Source organism: Rhizobium phaseoli, assembly GCF_001664385.1.
GTDB classification, from domain to species: domain Bacteria; phylum Pseudomonadota; class Alphaproteobacteria; order Rhizobiales; family Rhizobiaceae; genus Rhizobium; species Rhizobium phaseoli.
Genome location: NZ_CP013532.1, coordinates 2,428,473 through 2,443,755, shown reverse-complemented (window position 1 = coordinate 2,443,755; position 15,283 = coordinate 2,428,473). Strand labels below are relative to the sequence as shown.

11 protein-coding genes and 3 pseudogenes are annotated in these 15,283 nt (G+C 62.0%); 8 read left to right on the top strand and 6 right to left on the bottom strand.

From position 1 onward, the window contains the following. Window positions 1-18 precede the first annotated feature (18 nt). Window positions 19-243: pseudogene (locus AMC88_RS34045) on the top strand (AAA family ATPase); the annotation flags it as partial. 160 nt (window positions 244-403) lie between these two features. Here the strand turns inward: AMC88_RS34045 and AMC88_RS11880 are convergent. Together AMC88_RS11880 and AMC88_RS11875 are read right to left on the bottom strand one after the other, a co-directional pair. Then, window positions 404-1,327, bottom strand: a complete 924-nt coding sequence (locus tag AMC88_RS11880) for a pseudouridine-5'-phosphate glycosidase (RefSeq protein ID WP_064825319.1) — start codon at window positions 1,325-1,327, stop codon at window positions 404-406. Window positions 1,328-1,417: 90 nt separating this feature from the next. Continuing rightward, window positions 1,418-2,362, bottom strand: a complete 945-nt coding sequence (locus AMC88_RS11875; RefSeq protein WP_064825318.1) for a carbohydrate kinase family protein — start codon at window positions 2,360-2,362, stop codon at window positions 1,418-1,420. A gap of 225 nt (window positions 2,363-2,587) precedes the next feature. On the opposite strand from AMC88_RS11875, the gene recA reads away from it, so the two are divergent. Further along, window positions 2,588-3,676, top strand: coding sequence for a recombinase RecA (gene recA, locus AMC88_RS11870; RefSeq protein ID WP_004676193.1), 1,089 nt, complete (start codon window positions 2,588-2,590; stop codon window positions 3,674-3,676). A gap of 152 nt (window positions 3,677-3,828) precedes the next feature. Further along, complete coding sequence (gene alaS / locus AMC88_RS11865) at window positions 3,829-6,483, top strand: alanine--tRNA ligase (RefSeq protein WP_064825317.1); 2,655 nt, start codon at window positions 3,829-3,831, stop codon at window positions 6,481-6,483. Window positions 6,484-6,572: 89 nt separating this feature from the next. On the opposite strand, the pseudogene AMC88_RS11860 reads toward alaS, so the two are convergent. After that, a pseudogene (locus AMC88_RS11860) lies at window positions 6,573-7,186 on the bottom strand (LysE family translocator). A 127-nt stretch (window positions 7,187-7,313) separates the two neighbouring features. On the opposite strand from AMC88_RS11860, the gene AMC88_RS11855 reads away from it, so the two are divergent. Then, complete coding sequence (locus AMC88_RS11855) at window positions 7,314-8,165, top strand: AraC family transcriptional regulator (protein WP_012484003.1); 852 nt, start codon at window positions 7,314-7,316, stop codon at window positions 8,163-8,165. A 73-nt stretch (window positions 8,166-8,238) separates the two neighbouring features. On the opposite strand, the gene AMC88_RS11850 is transcribed toward AMC88_RS11855, so the two are convergent. The 3 genes and pseudogenes from AMC88_RS11850 to AMC88_RS11840 all read right to left on the bottom strand — a co-directional run bounded on the left by AMC88_RS11850 (window position 8,239) and on the right by AMC88_RS11840 (window position 10,676). After that, complete coding sequence (locus AMC88_RS11850) at window positions 8,239-8,865, bottom strand: glutathione S-transferase family protein (protein WP_012484002.1); 627 nt, start codon at window positions 8,863-8,865, stop codon at window positions 8,239-8,241. Between the two features lie 85 nt (window positions 8,866-8,950). Continuing rightward, window positions 8,951-9,395, bottom strand: a pseudogene (locus tag AMC88_RS11845) (GNAT family N-acetyltransferase). A 69-nt stretch (window positions 9,396-9,464) separates the two neighbouring features. After that, window positions 9,465-10,676: an NADP-dependent isocitrate dehydrogenase gene (locus tag AMC88_RS11840; protein WP_004676199.1), complete on the bottom strand. Its 1,212-nt coding sequence runs from the start codon at window positions 10,674-10,676 to the stop codon at window positions 9,465-9,467. Window positions 10,677-10,976: 300 nt separating this feature from the next. On the opposite strand from AMC88_RS11840, the gene AMC88_RS11835 reads away from it, so the two are divergent. The 4 genes from AMC88_RS11835 to murI all read left to right on the top strand — a co-directional run bounded on the left by AMC88_RS11835 (window position 10,977) and on the right by murI (window position 15,256). Beyond that, window positions 10,977-11,504, top strand: coding sequence for a hypothetical protein (locus AMC88_RS11835; RefSeq protein ID WP_016733195.1), 528 nt, complete (start codon window positions 10,977-10,979; stop codon window positions 11,502-11,504). A 96-nt stretch (window positions 11,505-11,600) separates the two neighbouring features. After that, entirely contained in the window at window positions 11,601-13,640 is a 2,040-nt protein-coding gene (locus AMC88_RS11830; protein ID WP_012483999.1) for an FUSC family protein, read from the top strand. Between the two features lie 4 nt (window positions 13,641-13,644). Continuing rightward, window positions 13,645-14,475, top strand: a complete 831-nt coding sequence (locus AMC88_RS11825; RefSeq protein WP_064829957.1) for an RNA methyltransferase — start codon at window positions 13,645-13,647, stop codon at window positions 14,473-14,475. Beyond that, window positions 14,456-15,256: a glutamate racemase gene (gene murI / locus AMC88_RS11820; protein WP_012483997.1), complete on the top strand. Its 801-nt coding sequence runs from the start codon at window positions 14,456-14,458 to the stop codon at window positions 15,254-15,256. The genes AMC88_RS11825 and murI overlap by 20 nt, the downstream gene beginning before the upstream one ends. Window positions 15,257-15,283 lie beyond the last annotated feature (27 nt).

Sequence of the window (15,283 nt, the reverse complement as noted above, 5' to 3'; positions counted from 1 at the left end):
ACGACGTCGTGTGAGCCCATCCATCGAGCGGCCGGCGCTCGGGTCGTTCTCTGCTTCCTCGACGTTCCCTTTGATGAGCTCTGGGACCGGGTCTCCCGACGAAACGCCGAGCTTCCAGTCGGCGCGTTCGACATCTCGCGGCCGGACCTGCTTAGGTGGTCGAAGCTGTTTGAGCCGCCAACCGCTGAGGAGTTAGCGCTTTACGATCGGCAAACCCAGCAAGCCAGTACCGCCTCCACGTGACACGCCATCCCCCTGGCCTGCCACCCATCTCCCCAACAGGTGGCGGAGCGGGAGGAGTAAGCCTCTTGTCGATCTCCCGATTTGTGGAGATGGCCGGCAGCCCAAGAGGGGTGCCTCACGGCAGAACAATTGTTGCGGGACGGGCCGGCGACGCCGATGATTACCCGAGCGCCACGGCAATCTCTGCCGCGAGCCGCGCATTGTTCTCGACAAGCGCTATATTCGTCTTCAGGCTCTGGCCGTCCGTGAGGTCAAAAATCGTCGAGAGCAGATAGGGTGTCACCGCCTTGCCGGTCACTTCGTCGCGCTCGGCGCTGTCCAGGGCGCGCTCGATATAGATCTCCATCTCTTCGCGCGGGATCTCGTCGGCTTCCGGCACCGGATTGGCGATCAGCATGCCGCCGTCGATGCCGAACTGTTCGCGTGTCGCCTGGAAATTGGCGATGGCCGCCGGGCTGTTCAGCGACAGCGGGCTGCGAAGCCCCGAGGAACGCGACCAGAAAGCCGGGAATTCTTCGCTCTCATAGGTGACGACAGGCACGCCGCGGGTTTCCAGCACTTCCAGCGTCTTCGGAATGTCGAGGATCGCCTTGGCGCCGGCGCAGACGACGATGACGCCGGTGCGGGCCAGTTCCTCGAGATCGGCCGAGATATCGAAGCTTTCCTCGGCGCCGCGGTGCACGCCGCCGATGCCGCCCGTCGCAAAGACGCGGATGCCGGCGCGCGCCGCTGCGATCATCGTCGCCGCGACCGTGGTGGCGCCGGTGCGGCGCTCGGCGATCGCAAAGGCGAGATCGGCGCGCGACACCTTCATCACGTCAGTCGCCTTGGCGAGCTGCTCCAGTTCGGCTGCCTCGAGGCCGACATGCAGTGTGCCGTGAATGACGGCGATCGTTGCAGGGACGGCACCCTGTTCGCGAATGATCGCCTCGACGCTGCGGGCCATCTCGATATTGCCGGGATAGGGCATGCCGTGGGTGATGATGGTCGATTCCAGCGCCACCAGCGGCGCGCCGCGCTGCTTGGCGCTGGCGACTTCTTTGGAATAGGCGATCGGCAGAAGAGGGGAGATGGGCTGGGTCATGAGATCTTGTCCTGTCCTCGATCGAGCCTGATGTCGAATCTGTCAGCGGTTTTCCGACGGCATCATGCTCAACTATTTCATTGGGTCGCTTCAATGCAGGATTCTGATCTGGGGAACAAGGGCAAGCGCCTCATTCAGCAGATCCGGCGTCAGATTTTCGTTGACGGCGTGCGGCGACTGCACAGTCAGCGCTGCTGCCGCGGTGCCGTGGCGGATGGCTTGCTCGAGCGGCAGGCCATGCAGCAAGGCAGCGATCGTGCCGGCGGCAAGGGAATCGCCGGCGCCGGTGACATCGGCCAGGGTCTCGGCGATCGGCGGCTGCAGCGTCACGGCGCGGTCGCCGCAAAGCGCGACGAGCTCGCGGCGGCCGCGGGTGACGACGGCGCTCCGGATGCCGATCTCGTTCAGAAGCGGCGGCCAGCCGCCGGCGTCGTCCGGCCGTTCCCCGGCAAGGGCAGCGGCTTCGGCCTCGTTCATGAACAGGTAGTCGATATCCGCGATGCAGGGTTTCAGCCTGACGACCTTCGCGGGCGAAATGGCGATCGCCGCGACGGGTTTGGCCAGCGACCGTGCCTTGGCGACGATTGCCGCGATCGTCTCTTCCGGCAGATTGGCATCGAAAAGGATGAGATCATGCGCGGCGAAAGCCTCGCGCACCCAGCGGATCGAGAGGCGCCGCGGCACGAAGAAGCGGTAGAGATCCATGTCGGCGAGGGCGATCACCAGGTTGCCGTCCTTCTCGATGATCGCGGTGTAGCTCGGTGTCTTGCGGTCGAGGAAAACGAAGGGCCGGTCGTCGATGCCAGCGAAATCGGCGGCTTCGCCGACCATCTCGCCGATGGGATCTCCGCCGCGCGGCGAAATCATCGTCACCTGAAAACCGAGCCTTGCGAGGTTGCGCGCCGCATTGAAGCCGCCGCCGCCCGGCTCCTCGAACCAGGTGCCGGGATTGCTGGCGCCCGGTGCCGTCTCCCCGGAAATGCGGCCGCGCCGGTCGATATGGGCGCCGCCGAGAACAAGAATCTTCTTTTTCATTTCAACCGCCTTCCGATCCCGAAGCGCGAATCGGCACCGTGCCTTCTGGCGGCAAGGCCGGCGCATCTGCCTTAAGCCGTTGCTTTGCATCGATAAAACAAATATAGAACACGCGCTGTTTTACCTTTTTCTTTCAATCGTTTGATCGCCTATTGCGAGAGTGGAACAAATAGAGTACAAACTCGACATTGCTTGGGCGGCTTCAATAACCTAAAGGTGGATCAGATGTCTCAGAATTCATTGCGGCTGGTAGAGGACAAATCGGTGGACAAAAGCAAGGCGCTTGAAGCGGCACTCTCACAGATTGAGCGGTCGTTCGGCAAGGGCTCGATCATGAAACTCGGTTCCAACGAGAACGTCATCGAAATCGAGACGATTTCGACGGGTTCGCTGGGGCTCGATATCGCGCTTGGCGTCGGCGGCCTGCCGAAGGGCCGCATCATCGAAATCTACGGGCCGGAAAGTTCGGGCAAGACGACGCTGGCGCTGCAGACCATCGCGGAATCGCAGAAGAAGGGCGGCATCTGCGCCTTTGTCGACGCCGAACATGCGCTCGATCCGGTCTATGCCCGCAAGCTTGGTGTCGATCTCCAGAACCTTCTGATCTCGCAGCCCGATACCGGCGAGCAGGCGCTTGAGATTACCGATACGCTGGTGCGCTCCGGCGCCGTCGACGTTCTGGTCGTCGACTCGGTCGCCGCACTGACGCCGCGTGCCGAAATCGAAGGTGAAATGGGCGACAGCCTTCCCGGCTTGCAGGCACGCCTGATGAGCCAGGCGCTGCGCAAGCTGACCGCCTCGATCTCCAAGTCGAATACGATGGTGATCTTCATCAACCAGATCCGCATGAAGATCGGCGTCATGTTCGGTTCGCCGGAAACGACGACGGGCGGCAATGCGCTGAAATTCTATGCCTCCGTGCGCCTCGACATCCGCCGCATCGGCTCGGTCAAGGAGCGCGAAGAGGTGATCGGCAACCAGACCCGCGTCAAGGTCGTCAAGAACAAGATGGCGCCTCCCTTCAAGCAGGTCGAATTCGACATCATGTATGGCGAAGGCGTATCGAAGACCGGCGAACTCGTCGATCTCGGCGTCAAGGCCGGCATCGTCGAAAAGTCGGGCGCCTGGTTTTCCTATAACAGCCAGCGTCTCGGCCAGGGCCGCGAAAACGCCAAGACCTTCCTGCGCGACAATCCGGATCTCGCCCGTGAGATCGAGCTGGCGTTGCGCCAGAATGCCGGTCTCATCGCCGACCGCTTCCTGCAGAACGGCGGACCGGATGCAGACGACGGCGATGCCGCCGCGGACATGTAATTTCCGCGTTTGAATGCATCGACCATTCCAACCGGCCGCATTCCTGATGAGAATGCGGTCGGTTTCGTTTGTCGGCTGGACAGTGGCGGAGGCGAACGTTAAAAGCCGATGGATTTGTATTATCTGCCTCCGGCAGCATTGAAGGGCATAGAATGAGCGGCGTGAACGATATCCGGTCGACCTTCCTCGACTATTTCAAGAAGAACGGCCACGAGATCGTTCCGTCGAGCCCGCTCGTGCCGCGCAACGACCCGACGCTGATGTTCACCAATGCCGGCATGGTGCAGTTCAAGAACGTCTTTACCGGCTTGGAAAAGCGCCCCTATTCCACGGCAACGACCTCGCAGAAATGCGTGCGCGCCGGCGGGAAGCATAATGATCTCGACAATGTCGGCTATACTGCGCGCCACCTGACCTTCTTCGAAATGCTCGGCAACTTCTCCTTTGGCGACTATTTCAAGGAGAACGCCATCGAGCTTGCCTGGAAGCTGGTGACCGAGGGTTTCGGCCTGCCGAAGCATCGCCTGCTGGTGACCGTCTATTCCGAAGACGAGGAGGCGGCGACGCTGTGGAAGAAGATCGCCGGTTTTTCCGACGACAAGATCATCCGCATCCCGACCTCCGACAATTTCTGGCAGATGGGCGACACCGGCCCCTGCGGTCCGTGCTCTGAGATCTTCATCGACCAGGGCGAGAATGTCTGGGGCGGCCCTCCCGGCTCGGCGGAAGAAGACGGCGACCGGTTCCTCGAGTTCTGGAATCTCGTCTTCATGCAGTTCGAGCAAATCGAGCCGGGCGTTCGCAACCCGCTGCCGCGTCCGTCGATCGATACCGGCATGGGCCTGGAGCGCATGGCCTGCATTCTCCAGGGCGTCCAGAGCGTCTTCGACACAGATTTGTTCCGCACGCTGACCGGCGCCATCGAAGATGCCGTCGGCGTCAAGGCCGAGGGCAGTGCCAGCCATCGCGTCATCGCCGATCACCTGCGCTCTTCAGCTTTCCTGATCGCTGACGGCGTGCTGCCGTCGAATGAAGGCCGCGGTTATGTGCTGCGCCGTATCATGCGCCGCGCCATGCGTCATGCCCAGCTTCTCGGCGCCAAGGAGCCGCTGATCTACAAGCTGCTGCCGACGCTGGTGCAGCAGATGGGCCGGGCTTATCCGGAGCTTGTGCGCGCCGAAGCGCTGATCTCCGAGACGCTGAAGCTCGAGGAAAACCGATTCCGCAAGACGCTGGAGCGCGGCCTGTCGCTTCTGTCCGATGCGACTGCCGACCTTTCCAAAGGCGATATGCTGGATGGCGAGACGGCTTTCAAGCTCTACGACACCTACGGCTTCCCGCTCGACCTGACGCAGGACGCCCTCCGCGCTCGCGAGATCGGCGTCGACATCTCCGGCTTCACCGACGCGATGCAGCGCCAGAAGGCCGAAGCCCGCTCGCACTGGGCCGGTTCCGGCGAGAAGGCGACCGAAACCGTCTGGTTCGAGCTTAGGGAAAAACATGGCGCAACCGAGTTCCTCGGTTACGACACTGAAGCAGCTGAAGGCGTGGTGCAGGCAATCGTCAAGGACGGCGCTGTCGCCGAAGGAGCCAAGGCTGGCGACAAGGTGCAGGTCGTTGTCAACCAGACGCCGTTCTACGGTGAATCCGGCGGTCAGATGGGCGATACCGGCGTCATCTCGTCCGACCACGGCAAGATCGAAATATCCGACACGCAGAAGAAGGGCGAAGGCCTCTTCGTGCATTCTGGCACCGTTGTCGAAGGCGCATTCAAGACGGGCGATGCGGTTGTTCTGACTGTCGATCACGCCCGCCGTTCGCGTCTGCGCGCCAACCATTCGGCGACGCACCTGCTGCATGAGGCGCTGCGCGAAGTGCTCGGCACCCATGTCGCGCAGAAGGGGTCGCTGGTCGCACCGGAGCGTCTGCGCTTCGACGTTTCGCATCCGAAGCCGATGACGGCCGAAGAGCTCAAGATCGTCGAAGAGATGGCAAACGAGATCGTGCTGCAAAATGCGCCGGTCACGACCCGCCTGATGAGTGTCGACGACGCCATTGCCGAGGGCGCCATGGCGCTGTTCGGCGAGAAATACGGCGATGAGGTACGGGTCGTCTCGATGGGCACCGGCCTTCATGGCGCAAAGAGCAACAAGCCTTATTCGGTCGAGCTTTGCGGCGGCACGCACGTGTCGGCTACCGGCCAGATCGGCCTTGTCCGCATCCTTGGCGAAAGCGCCGTTGGCGCTGGCGTTCGCCGTCTCGAAGCCGTAACCGGTGAATCGGCGCGCGCGTATCTCGCCGAACAGGACGATCGCGTGAAGACGCTCGCGGCGTCGCTGAAGGTTCAGCCGTCGGAAGTTCTGTCGCGCGTCGAGACGCTGATCGACGAGCGCCGCAAGCTCGAAAGGGAACTGGCCGACGCCAAGCGCAAACTCGCCATGGGCGGCGGGCAGGGCGGTTCTGCCGATGCGGTGCGTGAGGTCGCCGGGGTGAAATACCTCGGCAAGGCCGTGGCCGGCGTCGATCCGAAGGATCTTAAGGGGCTCGCCGATGATGGGAAGGCCAGCATCGGCTCTGGCATCGTGACGCTGATCGGTGTGTCCGAAGATGGCAAGGCGAGCGCCGTGGTCGCGGTGACGCCCGATCTCGTGGATCGTTTCAGTGCTGTCGATCTGGTACGCGTCGCCTCGGCAGCTCTCGGCGGCAAAGGAGGCGGCGGCCGTCCCGACATGGCCCAGGCCGGCGGCCCGGATGGCGCCAAGGCTGATGAGGCACTTGAGGCTGTTGCAGCGGCACTCGCAGGCTGATCGCCCAGTCCGAGAACTGTATGAAATGAGAACCGGCTGCGAGATTTTCAGATTTCGCAGCCGGTTTGTTTTCAGCACGGCTGCGGCGGTCAGTTTCTCGTCTGCAGCGCGAGACGGCAGGCAAGCCCGGTAAACGCCGTTGCGAGGATATATTGCGGCAGTTTCCGGAAACGGCACACGGAGCTAAGCCGTGAACGGATCTGGCCTCCGAGAAGGATAACGGTTCCATTCACGACGAAGCTGATGGCGTTCAGGATGGTGGCCAGTACCAGCATTTGCATGACCATCGAGCCGCTCTCGGTATTCAAGAATTGCGGGAATAGCGCCCTTACGAAGAGCGCCCTCTTCGGATTGAGCAGGTTGGTGGCGAGGCCGGCGAAAAAGATGCGCCGACCCGAGAGCCTCTTTACCGTGGAAGCAGGCGCGAAGACGTCTTGTAGGCGAGATAGAGCAGATAGGAGCAGCCGGCCCACCTGACGGCGTCATAGGCGACAGGGAGGGTCAGGAAGAGCTGCGAGAGCCCGAAAGCCGCAGCAAGGGCGTGGCAATAAGTGCCGAGCGCAATACCCGCATAGGTCAAAAATCCGGCAGAGCGTCCCTGGCTGATGCTGCGCGAAGCAATCAGCAGCATGTCGGGACCGGGCGTGGCGGTCAGGATCAGCGCCGCAGCGGCAAAGAGTATCAATGTTGAAAAGTCCGGCATCAGTCTTCCTCTTGGGTTCGAGCCGGAATTCCGGTCTATGCGGGATTCGCCGCGGGTTCAAGTCAGCAGGATTTGTCAAATCGGGATATGGTTCTCTCCAGTCGATCGATTTGCGTAAGGCTTTGGCATGAACGGCGAAACGGCATGGGCGCTTTATGAAACCCGTCTGCGGCGGGTTTCGGCCTATATTCACGACCACCTCGACGAGGAGCTGGATATGGAGCGCCTGGCCGGCATTGCCTGCCTGTCGAGCTATCACTGGCACAGGATCTACCGGGCGATCTATGGCGAGACGCTGGCGGCTACCGTCAAGCGGCTCAGGCTGCATCGGGCGGCGGGCGAGATCGTCAGCACGGAGCTTGCCGTCAGTGAGATTGCGAAGCGATCAGGCTATCCCAACCTCCAATCCTTCAATCGCATCTTCAAGTCGGTCTACGGCATGCCGCCGGCCCGCTACCGGAAAGAGGGAAGCCACGCCGCCTTCCAACCCTCACCTGACGGAAAGACCAAAGCCATGTTCGACGTTACCATACGCGAGATCGCGCCGACCGAGCTGATCGGTGTTGCCCATAGCGGTCCCTATATGCAGATCGGCAAAGCCTTCGAGACATTGTTCGGTACGCTTTACGCCCGCGGCCTCGCCAGGCCGGACATGCGGATGATCGGTCTCTATCTCGACGATCCCGATATTGTGCCGGCCGAACAGCTGCGCTCGATCGCTTGTGTGACCGGCTCGGCCGAGGTTTCGGCGGAAGCTCCATTCGAGCGGCGCAGGATCGACGGCGGCGACTATGCCGTGCTGCGCCACAAAGGCCCCTATGCCGACATGCACAAGGCCTATCAGTGGCTCTATGCGGAATGGCTGCCCAAATCAGGGCGGCAGTTGAAGGACAGCGTCATGTTCGAGGAATATCTCAACAACCCGCGCGACGTGCCGCCAACCCAGCTTCTGACGGAAATCCACATGCCGCTTGTCTGACATCGTCCGGGGAGGCGGCTGAGATGCCGCGTCCTCCATAGCTCTTTGTTTTACGCATGTCGTTATCAAACGCTCAGGCGGCCTGCATCCTCTCGCCGGCCTCGTCGTCCAGGGCTTTGGCGCGCTTGCCGGCCGGACGCTCGCTGATGCGGCCGAAATAATCGACGAAGGCCTGGCGTTTCTCGATGCTGCCGAACGCGAGCCCCCAGCCGATATGGGAACCGACATAGACGTCGGCGGCAGTGAAGCGTTCGCCGGCGAGGTAGGTCGAGCCGGACACAGCCTTTTCAAGCGTGTTCATGACGTCGCCGAAACTGCCGCAGCCGGCCATGCGCAGGCGCTCCGCGGGAATTTCGAAACCGAGTGCCTTCATCGTCACCGCCGATTCCAGCGGGCCGGCGGCAAAGAACATCCAGCGGTAATAGGCGGCGCGCTCTTCCGGTTCGGGGGCCAGCCCCTTTTCCGGGAAGGTCTCGGCGAGGTAGGCGCAGATTGCCGCGCATTCGGTGACCACGGTGGTGCCGTGGCGGATCGCCGGCACCTTGCCCATCGGATTGACCGAAAGATATTCGGGCGCCTTCATGGTTTCGCCGAAGGTCATGAGTTCGGTGCGATAGGGTTGACCGATTTCCTCCAGCATCCAGCGCGCAATGCGACCGCGTGACATGGGGTTTGTGTAGAATACCAATTCTTCGGGCAAGACATCCTCCTGCTGTTGCCGTTATCTCAGGCATTGCTGTCGCCGGAATCAATAGCGCGGCGAGGCCTTTGTGCAAGGCCGATCTTCAGAGAGCTTTGCGATACTGGATGAAGCCTGAGCGATCGGCGATCTTGTCGTAAAGCCGCCGCGCCGTGGCATTCGTTTCGTGCGTCATCCAGTAGAGCCTGCCTGCGCCGTTGGCGCGCCAGATCGGCGACCGCATCGATTAGGGCGGCACCGGTGCCGAGGCCGCGCTGGCTGTTTTCGACATAAAGATCCTGCAGATAGCAGGTCCATTGCGGCAGCCAGCAGGAGCGGTGGAAGATGGAATGGACGATGCCGACGAGACTGCCGTCTTCGCCGAAGGCGCCGAGCGCATGCATCGGTTCGTCGGGATCGTGGAAGCGCGCCCAGGTCAGATCCGTGGTTTCGGGCGGGATGACCACTTCGTAGAAGCGCTGGTACGCTTCCCACAGGGGTTCCCAGGCGGCGCGGTCGGAGGGTTCAAGCGGTCGCAGGATGGCCGTCATCTGCTGTTCTCCTAAAATAAAAACGGCGGGGAAATCCCCGCCGTTTCAATGCTATCCGGAAGGGTTGGCTTACGCCATGGCCTTCTGCAGGTTCTGGTCGATCTTGTCGAGGAAGGCGGTGGTCGAGAGCCACGGCTGATCAGGGCCGATCAACAGCGCCAGATCCTTGGTCATGAAGCCGGATTCGACGGTGTCGACGCAGACCTTTTCCAGCGTCGAAGCGAACTTCGCAAGGGCAGCATTGTCGTCGAGCTTGGCGCGATGGGCGAGGCCGCGGGTCCAGGCGAAGATCGAGGCGATCGAGTTCGTCGAGGTTTCCTGGCCCTTCTGGTGCTGGCGGTAGTGGCGGGTGACCGTGCCGTGCGCGGCTTCGGCTTCGACCGTCTTGCCATCTGGGGTCAGCAGAACCGAGGTCATCAGGCCGAGCGAGCCGAAGCCCTGGGCAACGGTATCGGACTGGACGTCGCCGTCATAGTTCTTGCAGGCCCAGACGTAGCCGCCCGACCACTTGAGCGCCGAGGCGACCATGTCGTCGATCAGGCGGTGTTCGTAGGTGATGCCGGCTTCCTTGAACTGATCCTTGAATTCGGTCTCGTAGACTTCCTCGAAGATGTCCTTGAAGCGGCCGTCATAGGCCTTGAGGATGGTGTTCTTGGTCGACAGGTATACCGGCCATTTGCGCATCAGGCCGTACATCATCGAGGCGCGGGCGAATTCGCGGATCGACTCATCGAGGTTGTACATGGCCATGGCAACGCCGGCGCCCGGCGCGTTGAAGACTTCCTTCTCGATGACCGTGCCGTCTTCGCCGACGAACTTGATCGTCAGCTTGCCCTTACCCGGGAATTTGAAGTCGGTGGCGCGGTACTGGTCGCCGAAGGCGTGACGGCCGACGACGATCGGCTGGGTCCAGCCGGGAACGAGGCGCGGAACGTTGCGGCAGATGATCGGCTCGCGGAAGATGACGCCGCCGAGGATGTTGCGGATCGTGCCGTTCGGGCTCTTCCACATTTCCTTGAGGTTGAATTCCTTGACGCGGGCTTCATCCGGCGTGATCGTCGCGCACTTGATGCCGACGCCGTACTTCTTGATGGCGTTGGCGGCGTCGACGGTCACCTGGTCGTTGGTGGCGTCGCGGTTTTCGACCGAGAGGTCGTAATAGTCGATGTCGAGGTCGAGATACGGATGGATCAGCTTATCCTTGATGAGCTGCCAGATGATGCGCGTCATTTCATCGCCGTCGAGATCGGCGACGGGATTGGCGACCTTGATCTTGTTCATGTATCTGCCTCGTTCGAGCTTGAAGGGGGACAAACGTCCCGGGTGGGTGACGTGATGAGGAGCGCTATAGCATTGTGAACTGGGAACGCAAAGCTGCAACGGGCTTCCCAATGCGTTTTTGCCGCCATTGCCAAGCGCTGAAATCTGGCTAGAACAGGATGATTTTAGGCCGGATCGGCCTGAAATCTGAATCCTGTTCTAAATTAAAGAGTTAGAGCATGATGTTGTCCGAAAACCGCTCACACTTTTCGGCATCATGCTCTGTGTCCGCCTTGATTTGCCCGCCCGGAACATTCGACCATGAAGACAATCGCCGTTGTTATCGCAAGCCTTATCGCCTTTTCAGGCGCTGCCCATGCGGCTGATGCCACTGCTCCCGTGAGGGAGATCATGGACGCGACCAAGAGCAACTGGGCCGACAACAACAGCGACTGGACCGACATTTTCGATGCGAGCCGGCTCGACCATCTCTACAGCAAGGACTTCGTCGCCAGATACCAGGCGGCCGCGCAATTTCCTGCCGTCGATGACGACGGCATATCGCCCTTCGATTACGACGTCATCGTCAACGGCCAGGACGCATGCCCGCTGGAGGATCTGACGATGGCGGCGGCGGCCCCGGTCAACGGCACGACGGAGGTTACGGTGCGCTTCAAGAAATCCGCCTGCTCGGAGGCGCCTGACGCGAAGGACTACACGACCGTTCGTTTCGAGGTGGTCGAGGAGGCCGGCCAGTCGGTGATCGACGATATCGTCACCGAGAATATCGAAACGCAGGCCCGCGATTCCCTGAAGGCGACGATGGCGCTGATTGCCAAGGGCCAATAGGCGCGCGACATTCGGGACCATCGGGATTCGCTCCCGGACCGTTCGCTTTCGCCAGGCATGGCACTATTTGTCGATCCTTCCGCGGCATGAGGGGTTTTGCATTTGTCTTCCGGCTTTCAGGCTCGCGACTGGCTGCTTGCCAACGATCCGGCGCTCTCGCGCTTGCGCATGGCGCTGCGGGTGACGTTGACGATCGTTTTCTCCTTTTTGGTCCTTCTTGCCATCGACATGTTCATCCTGCCGTTGCCGACTGCGGCCTTCGGTCTCGGCATTGTGCTGTCGATCGAAGCCGGAGTAGCGGTGCGCGACAAGGGCAATTCCCGCCAGTTGGTGACGCGGCTCCTTGGCTGTGTGGCAAGCCTTGCCGTCGTCGGCATCGCGGCGGGGCTCGAGGATCGCCGCTTTCTCTCCGATCTCGTCTTCCTGGCGGTGATCGCACTCGCCTCGGCAGGCCGCGTGTTCGGGCCGCGCGGTTTTGCCATCGGCATGTTCGCCTTCACCTCCTATTTCATGGGCGCTTATTTCCGGCCGCCGCTTGGCGAACTGCCTGAAGTGACGATCGGCCCCGTCGTCGCGGTGCTTGTCGGCCATCTGGTGAGGGCGGTGTTGCTGTCCGACGATTGGCGGCGCGACCTGCTGCGTTCGCTGGAAAGCGTCAGGGGCCGGATCAACCAGATCCTCTTCAAGCTCGCCGCCATCGCCGGCGCCGCCGAGATTGGCGACGCCGACCGGCAGGAGTTGCGTCAGTTGGAAGACCGGCTGAAGGAAGTGGTGCTGATGGCGGAGACCTTTATACCGCGCCCGCTGACCGGCGTCTTCGATGGGGCCGCCGATCCCGCCGCCGAACTGGCGGTCCGGCTCTTCGACGCCCATCTTGCCGCCGAGAGCGCGATCGTGCTGAGCTTCCAGAGCCCGCCGCCTTTTGCGCTCATCCACGCCGTCATCGAGGCGGATGAGGCTGAACTCGCCAGATTTGAGGGGATGGCCGAGACCATCAGGGATCAGCCACAGGGCGAAACCGTGCGGGCCCTTCTCTGGCTCGGCGAGGCGCGGCAGCAGTTGACGCAGGCGATCGGCGAGGGGCAGGCCTCCGGTTTCTCCGAGATCGATGCGATCAAGGATATGGCGCAATCCCAGGCGATCGACTTTTCGCTTGCAAATCCTCTGCTGCGCGCGGCGCTGCAGATCACCATCGCGTCGGCGATCGCCATGAGCTTCGGACTGCTATTGTCGCGCGAACGCTGGTTCTGGGCGGTGCTTGCTTCCTTCCTCGTCTTCACCAATACCAATTCGCGCGGCGACACCGCGATGAGGGCGCTGTCGCGCTCGCTCGGGACCGTGTTCGGGATTGCGATCGGCCTTGTGCTGGCAACGCTGGTTTCAGGTGAGCCTGATATCGCCATTCCGGTTGCCGCCGTCTGCATCTTCCTCGCTTTCTATTTTCTGCAGGTTTCCTATGCGACCATGACCTTCTTCATCTCGATCGTGCTCTGCCTGGTCTACGGTATGACGGGCGTGCTGACCCTCGATCTTCTGAAGCTGCGCATCGGGGAGACCATGATCGGGGCGGCGGCCGGAACGGCGGTCGCCTTCATCGTCTTTCCCACACGCACGCGCGGTGCACTCGATTCCGCGCTTGCCCGCTGGTTCCAGGCGCTGCGCGATCTGCTTGGCGCCCTCGGCGACGGCAAGAGCGGTTTGGAGCTGATGGCGCTGTCGCAGAAGATCGATGCTTGCTACCGTGATGTAACCGTGGCGGCGCGACCACTCGGTTCTTCCTGGTCGGTGGTGACGCGGCCCGGCCAGATTCGCCAGACGTTGGCGATCTTCCTGTCCTGCACCTACTGGGCGCGTATTCTTGCGAAGAGTTATCAAGCGCCGGCCGCCGACGACAATCTGAACAGGCTGATCGCGGCCGATCTGGCGCTGATCGACGATGCCGCCCCGCGCGGCTCCAGCTGTTTCCTGATCAAGCGCAAGGCATCGCGGACGACAGGACGACACCTGCCGCTGTCGCGCGAGGGCGCCAGGCTGGGACTCGAAATGATCGGTTCGGCGCTGGAAAGGCTCTATCCGCAGGCCGACGTCTTGCCGTTTGCGCCGGGCGAGTCTATTGCGCGCTCAAAACAAGGATAAGACCATGGCAGGCACGAACAGCGAGCGTCAACTTCTGGCCGAAGGGCCGGTTATCATTCTGGTCGAGCCGCAGATGGGCGAGAATATCGGCATGGTAGCGCGCGCCATGGCGAATTTCGGCCTTGTCGATCTTCGCCTCGTCAATCCACGCGACGGCTGGCCGAATGAGAAGGCGCAGGCCGCAGCCTCGAAGGCCGACCACGTGATCGCGGGCACGAGGGTCTATGACACGCTGGAGCAGGCGATCGCCGACCTCAATTTCGTCTATGCGACGACGGCGCGCAGCCGTGACAATTACAAGCCGGTGCGCTCGCCGGTCTTTGCTGCCGAGACGCTGCGCACGAAATTCCGGGCAGGTGAGGCGACCGGCATCCTCTTCGGCCGCGAGCGCTGGGGCCTGACCAATGAGGAAGTGGCGCTTGCCGACGAGATCGTCACCTTCCCGGTCAATCCCGCCTTCGCTTCGCTCAACATCGCCCAGGCTGTGCTGCTCATGTCCTATGAGTGGATGAAATCGAGCATGGAGGATCTCGAAGCCGTGCCATTCCAGGCGCTCGAGCAGCGCCCGTCCACCAAGGAGCAGCTCTTCGGCCTGTTCGAGCAGCTGGAAGAGGCGCTCGATTCGCGCAACTATTTTCACCCGCCCTCGAAAAAGCCGAAAATGGTCGACAACCTGCGCGCAGTCCTCTCCCGCCGGGCATTCACGGAACAGGAAATCAGTGTGCTGCGCGGCGTCATCTCCTCCCTCGACCGCTTTACGCGCAACAGTACGCGCAAAGGCGGTTTCACCCGATCCGGCAAGGATGCGTCCACCGATGACAGCGCCGACGAATGAGCTGAAACCCATCCTCCTCTTCGATTCCGGCATTGGCGGGCTGACCGTGCTGCGCGAGGCGCGCGTGCTGATGCCGGAGCGCGGCTTCATATACGTTGCCGACGATGCCGGCTTTCCCTATGGCGGCTGGGAGGAACAGGCGCTGAAGGAGCGGATCATCGGGCTCTTCGGCAAGCTGCTGACTGACTATGATCCCGAAGTCTGCATCATTGCCTGCAACACGGCTTTCACCCTGGTCGGCGCGGATCTGCGCGCCGCCTTTCCCCAGATGACTTTCGTCGGCACCGTGCCGGCGATCAAGCCGGCGGCTGAGCGCACGCGCTCCGGCCTCGTCTCGGTGCTCGCCACCCCGGGCACGGTGAAGCGGGCCTATACGCGCGATCTCATCCAGTCCTTCGCGCAGCAGTGCAATGTCCGTCTCGTCGGCTCGGAGAACCTGGCGCGCATGGCGGAAGCCTATATTCGCGGCGACACCGTGTCCGACGACGCGGTACTTGCGGAAATCGACCAGTGTTTCGTCGAGAAGGACGACCAGAAGACGGATATCGTCGTGTTAGCGTGCACCCATTATCCTTTCATGGCCAATCTTTTCCGGCGGATTGCTCCGTGGCCGGTCGACTGGCTTGATCCGGCCGAAGCCATCGCGCGGCGCGCCCGCACGCTGGTTCCACTGGTTGCCGATGCCGTGCATCCCGACAATTTCGACTTCGCCGTGTTTACCTCGGGCCAGCAGGATTTCGCGACGCGGCGGCTGATGCAGGGATTCGGCTTGAGAGCTTGAGGGAATTGTCCTGTGGGTTGGCGAAAT

Excerpts from the sequence above, each read along its gene's own strand:
- AMC88_RS11880 (WP_064825319.1), bottom strand. The coding sequence starts at position 1,327 with ATGACCCAGCCCATCTCCCCTCTTCTGCCGATCGCCTATTCCAAAGAA.
- AMC88_RS11875 (WP_064825318.1), bottom strand. The coding sequence starts at position 2,362 with ATGAAAAAGAAGATTCTTGTTCTCGGCGGCGCCCATATCGACCGGCGC.
- recA (WP_004676193.1), top strand. The coding sequence starts at position 2,588 with ATGTCTCAGAATTCATTGCGGCTGGTAGAGGACAAATCGGTGGACAAA.
- alaS (WP_064825317.1), top strand. The coding sequence starts at position 3,829 with ATGAGCGGCGTGAACGATATCCGGTCGACCTTCCTCGACTATTTCAAG.
- AMC88_RS11855 (WP_012484003.1), top strand. The coding sequence starts at position 7,314 with ATGAACGGCGAAACGGCATGGGCGCTTTATGAAACCCGTCTGCGGCGG.
- AMC88_RS11840 (WP_004676199.1), bottom strand. The coding sequence starts at position 10,676 with ATGAACAAGATCAAGGTCGCCAATCCCGTCGCCGATCTCGACGGCGAT.
- AMC88_RS11835 (WP_016733195.1), top strand. The coding sequence starts at position 10,977 with ATGAAGACAATCGCCGTTGTTATCGCAAGCCTTATCGCCTTTTCAGGC.
- AMC88_RS11825 (WP_064829957.1), top strand. The coding sequence starts at position 13,645 with ATGGCAGGCACGAACAGCGAGCGTCAACTTCTGGCCGAAGGGCCGGTT.
- murI (WP_012483997.1), top strand. The coding sequence starts at position 14,456 with ATGACAGCGCCGACGAATGAGCTGAAACCCATCCTCCTCTTCGATTCC.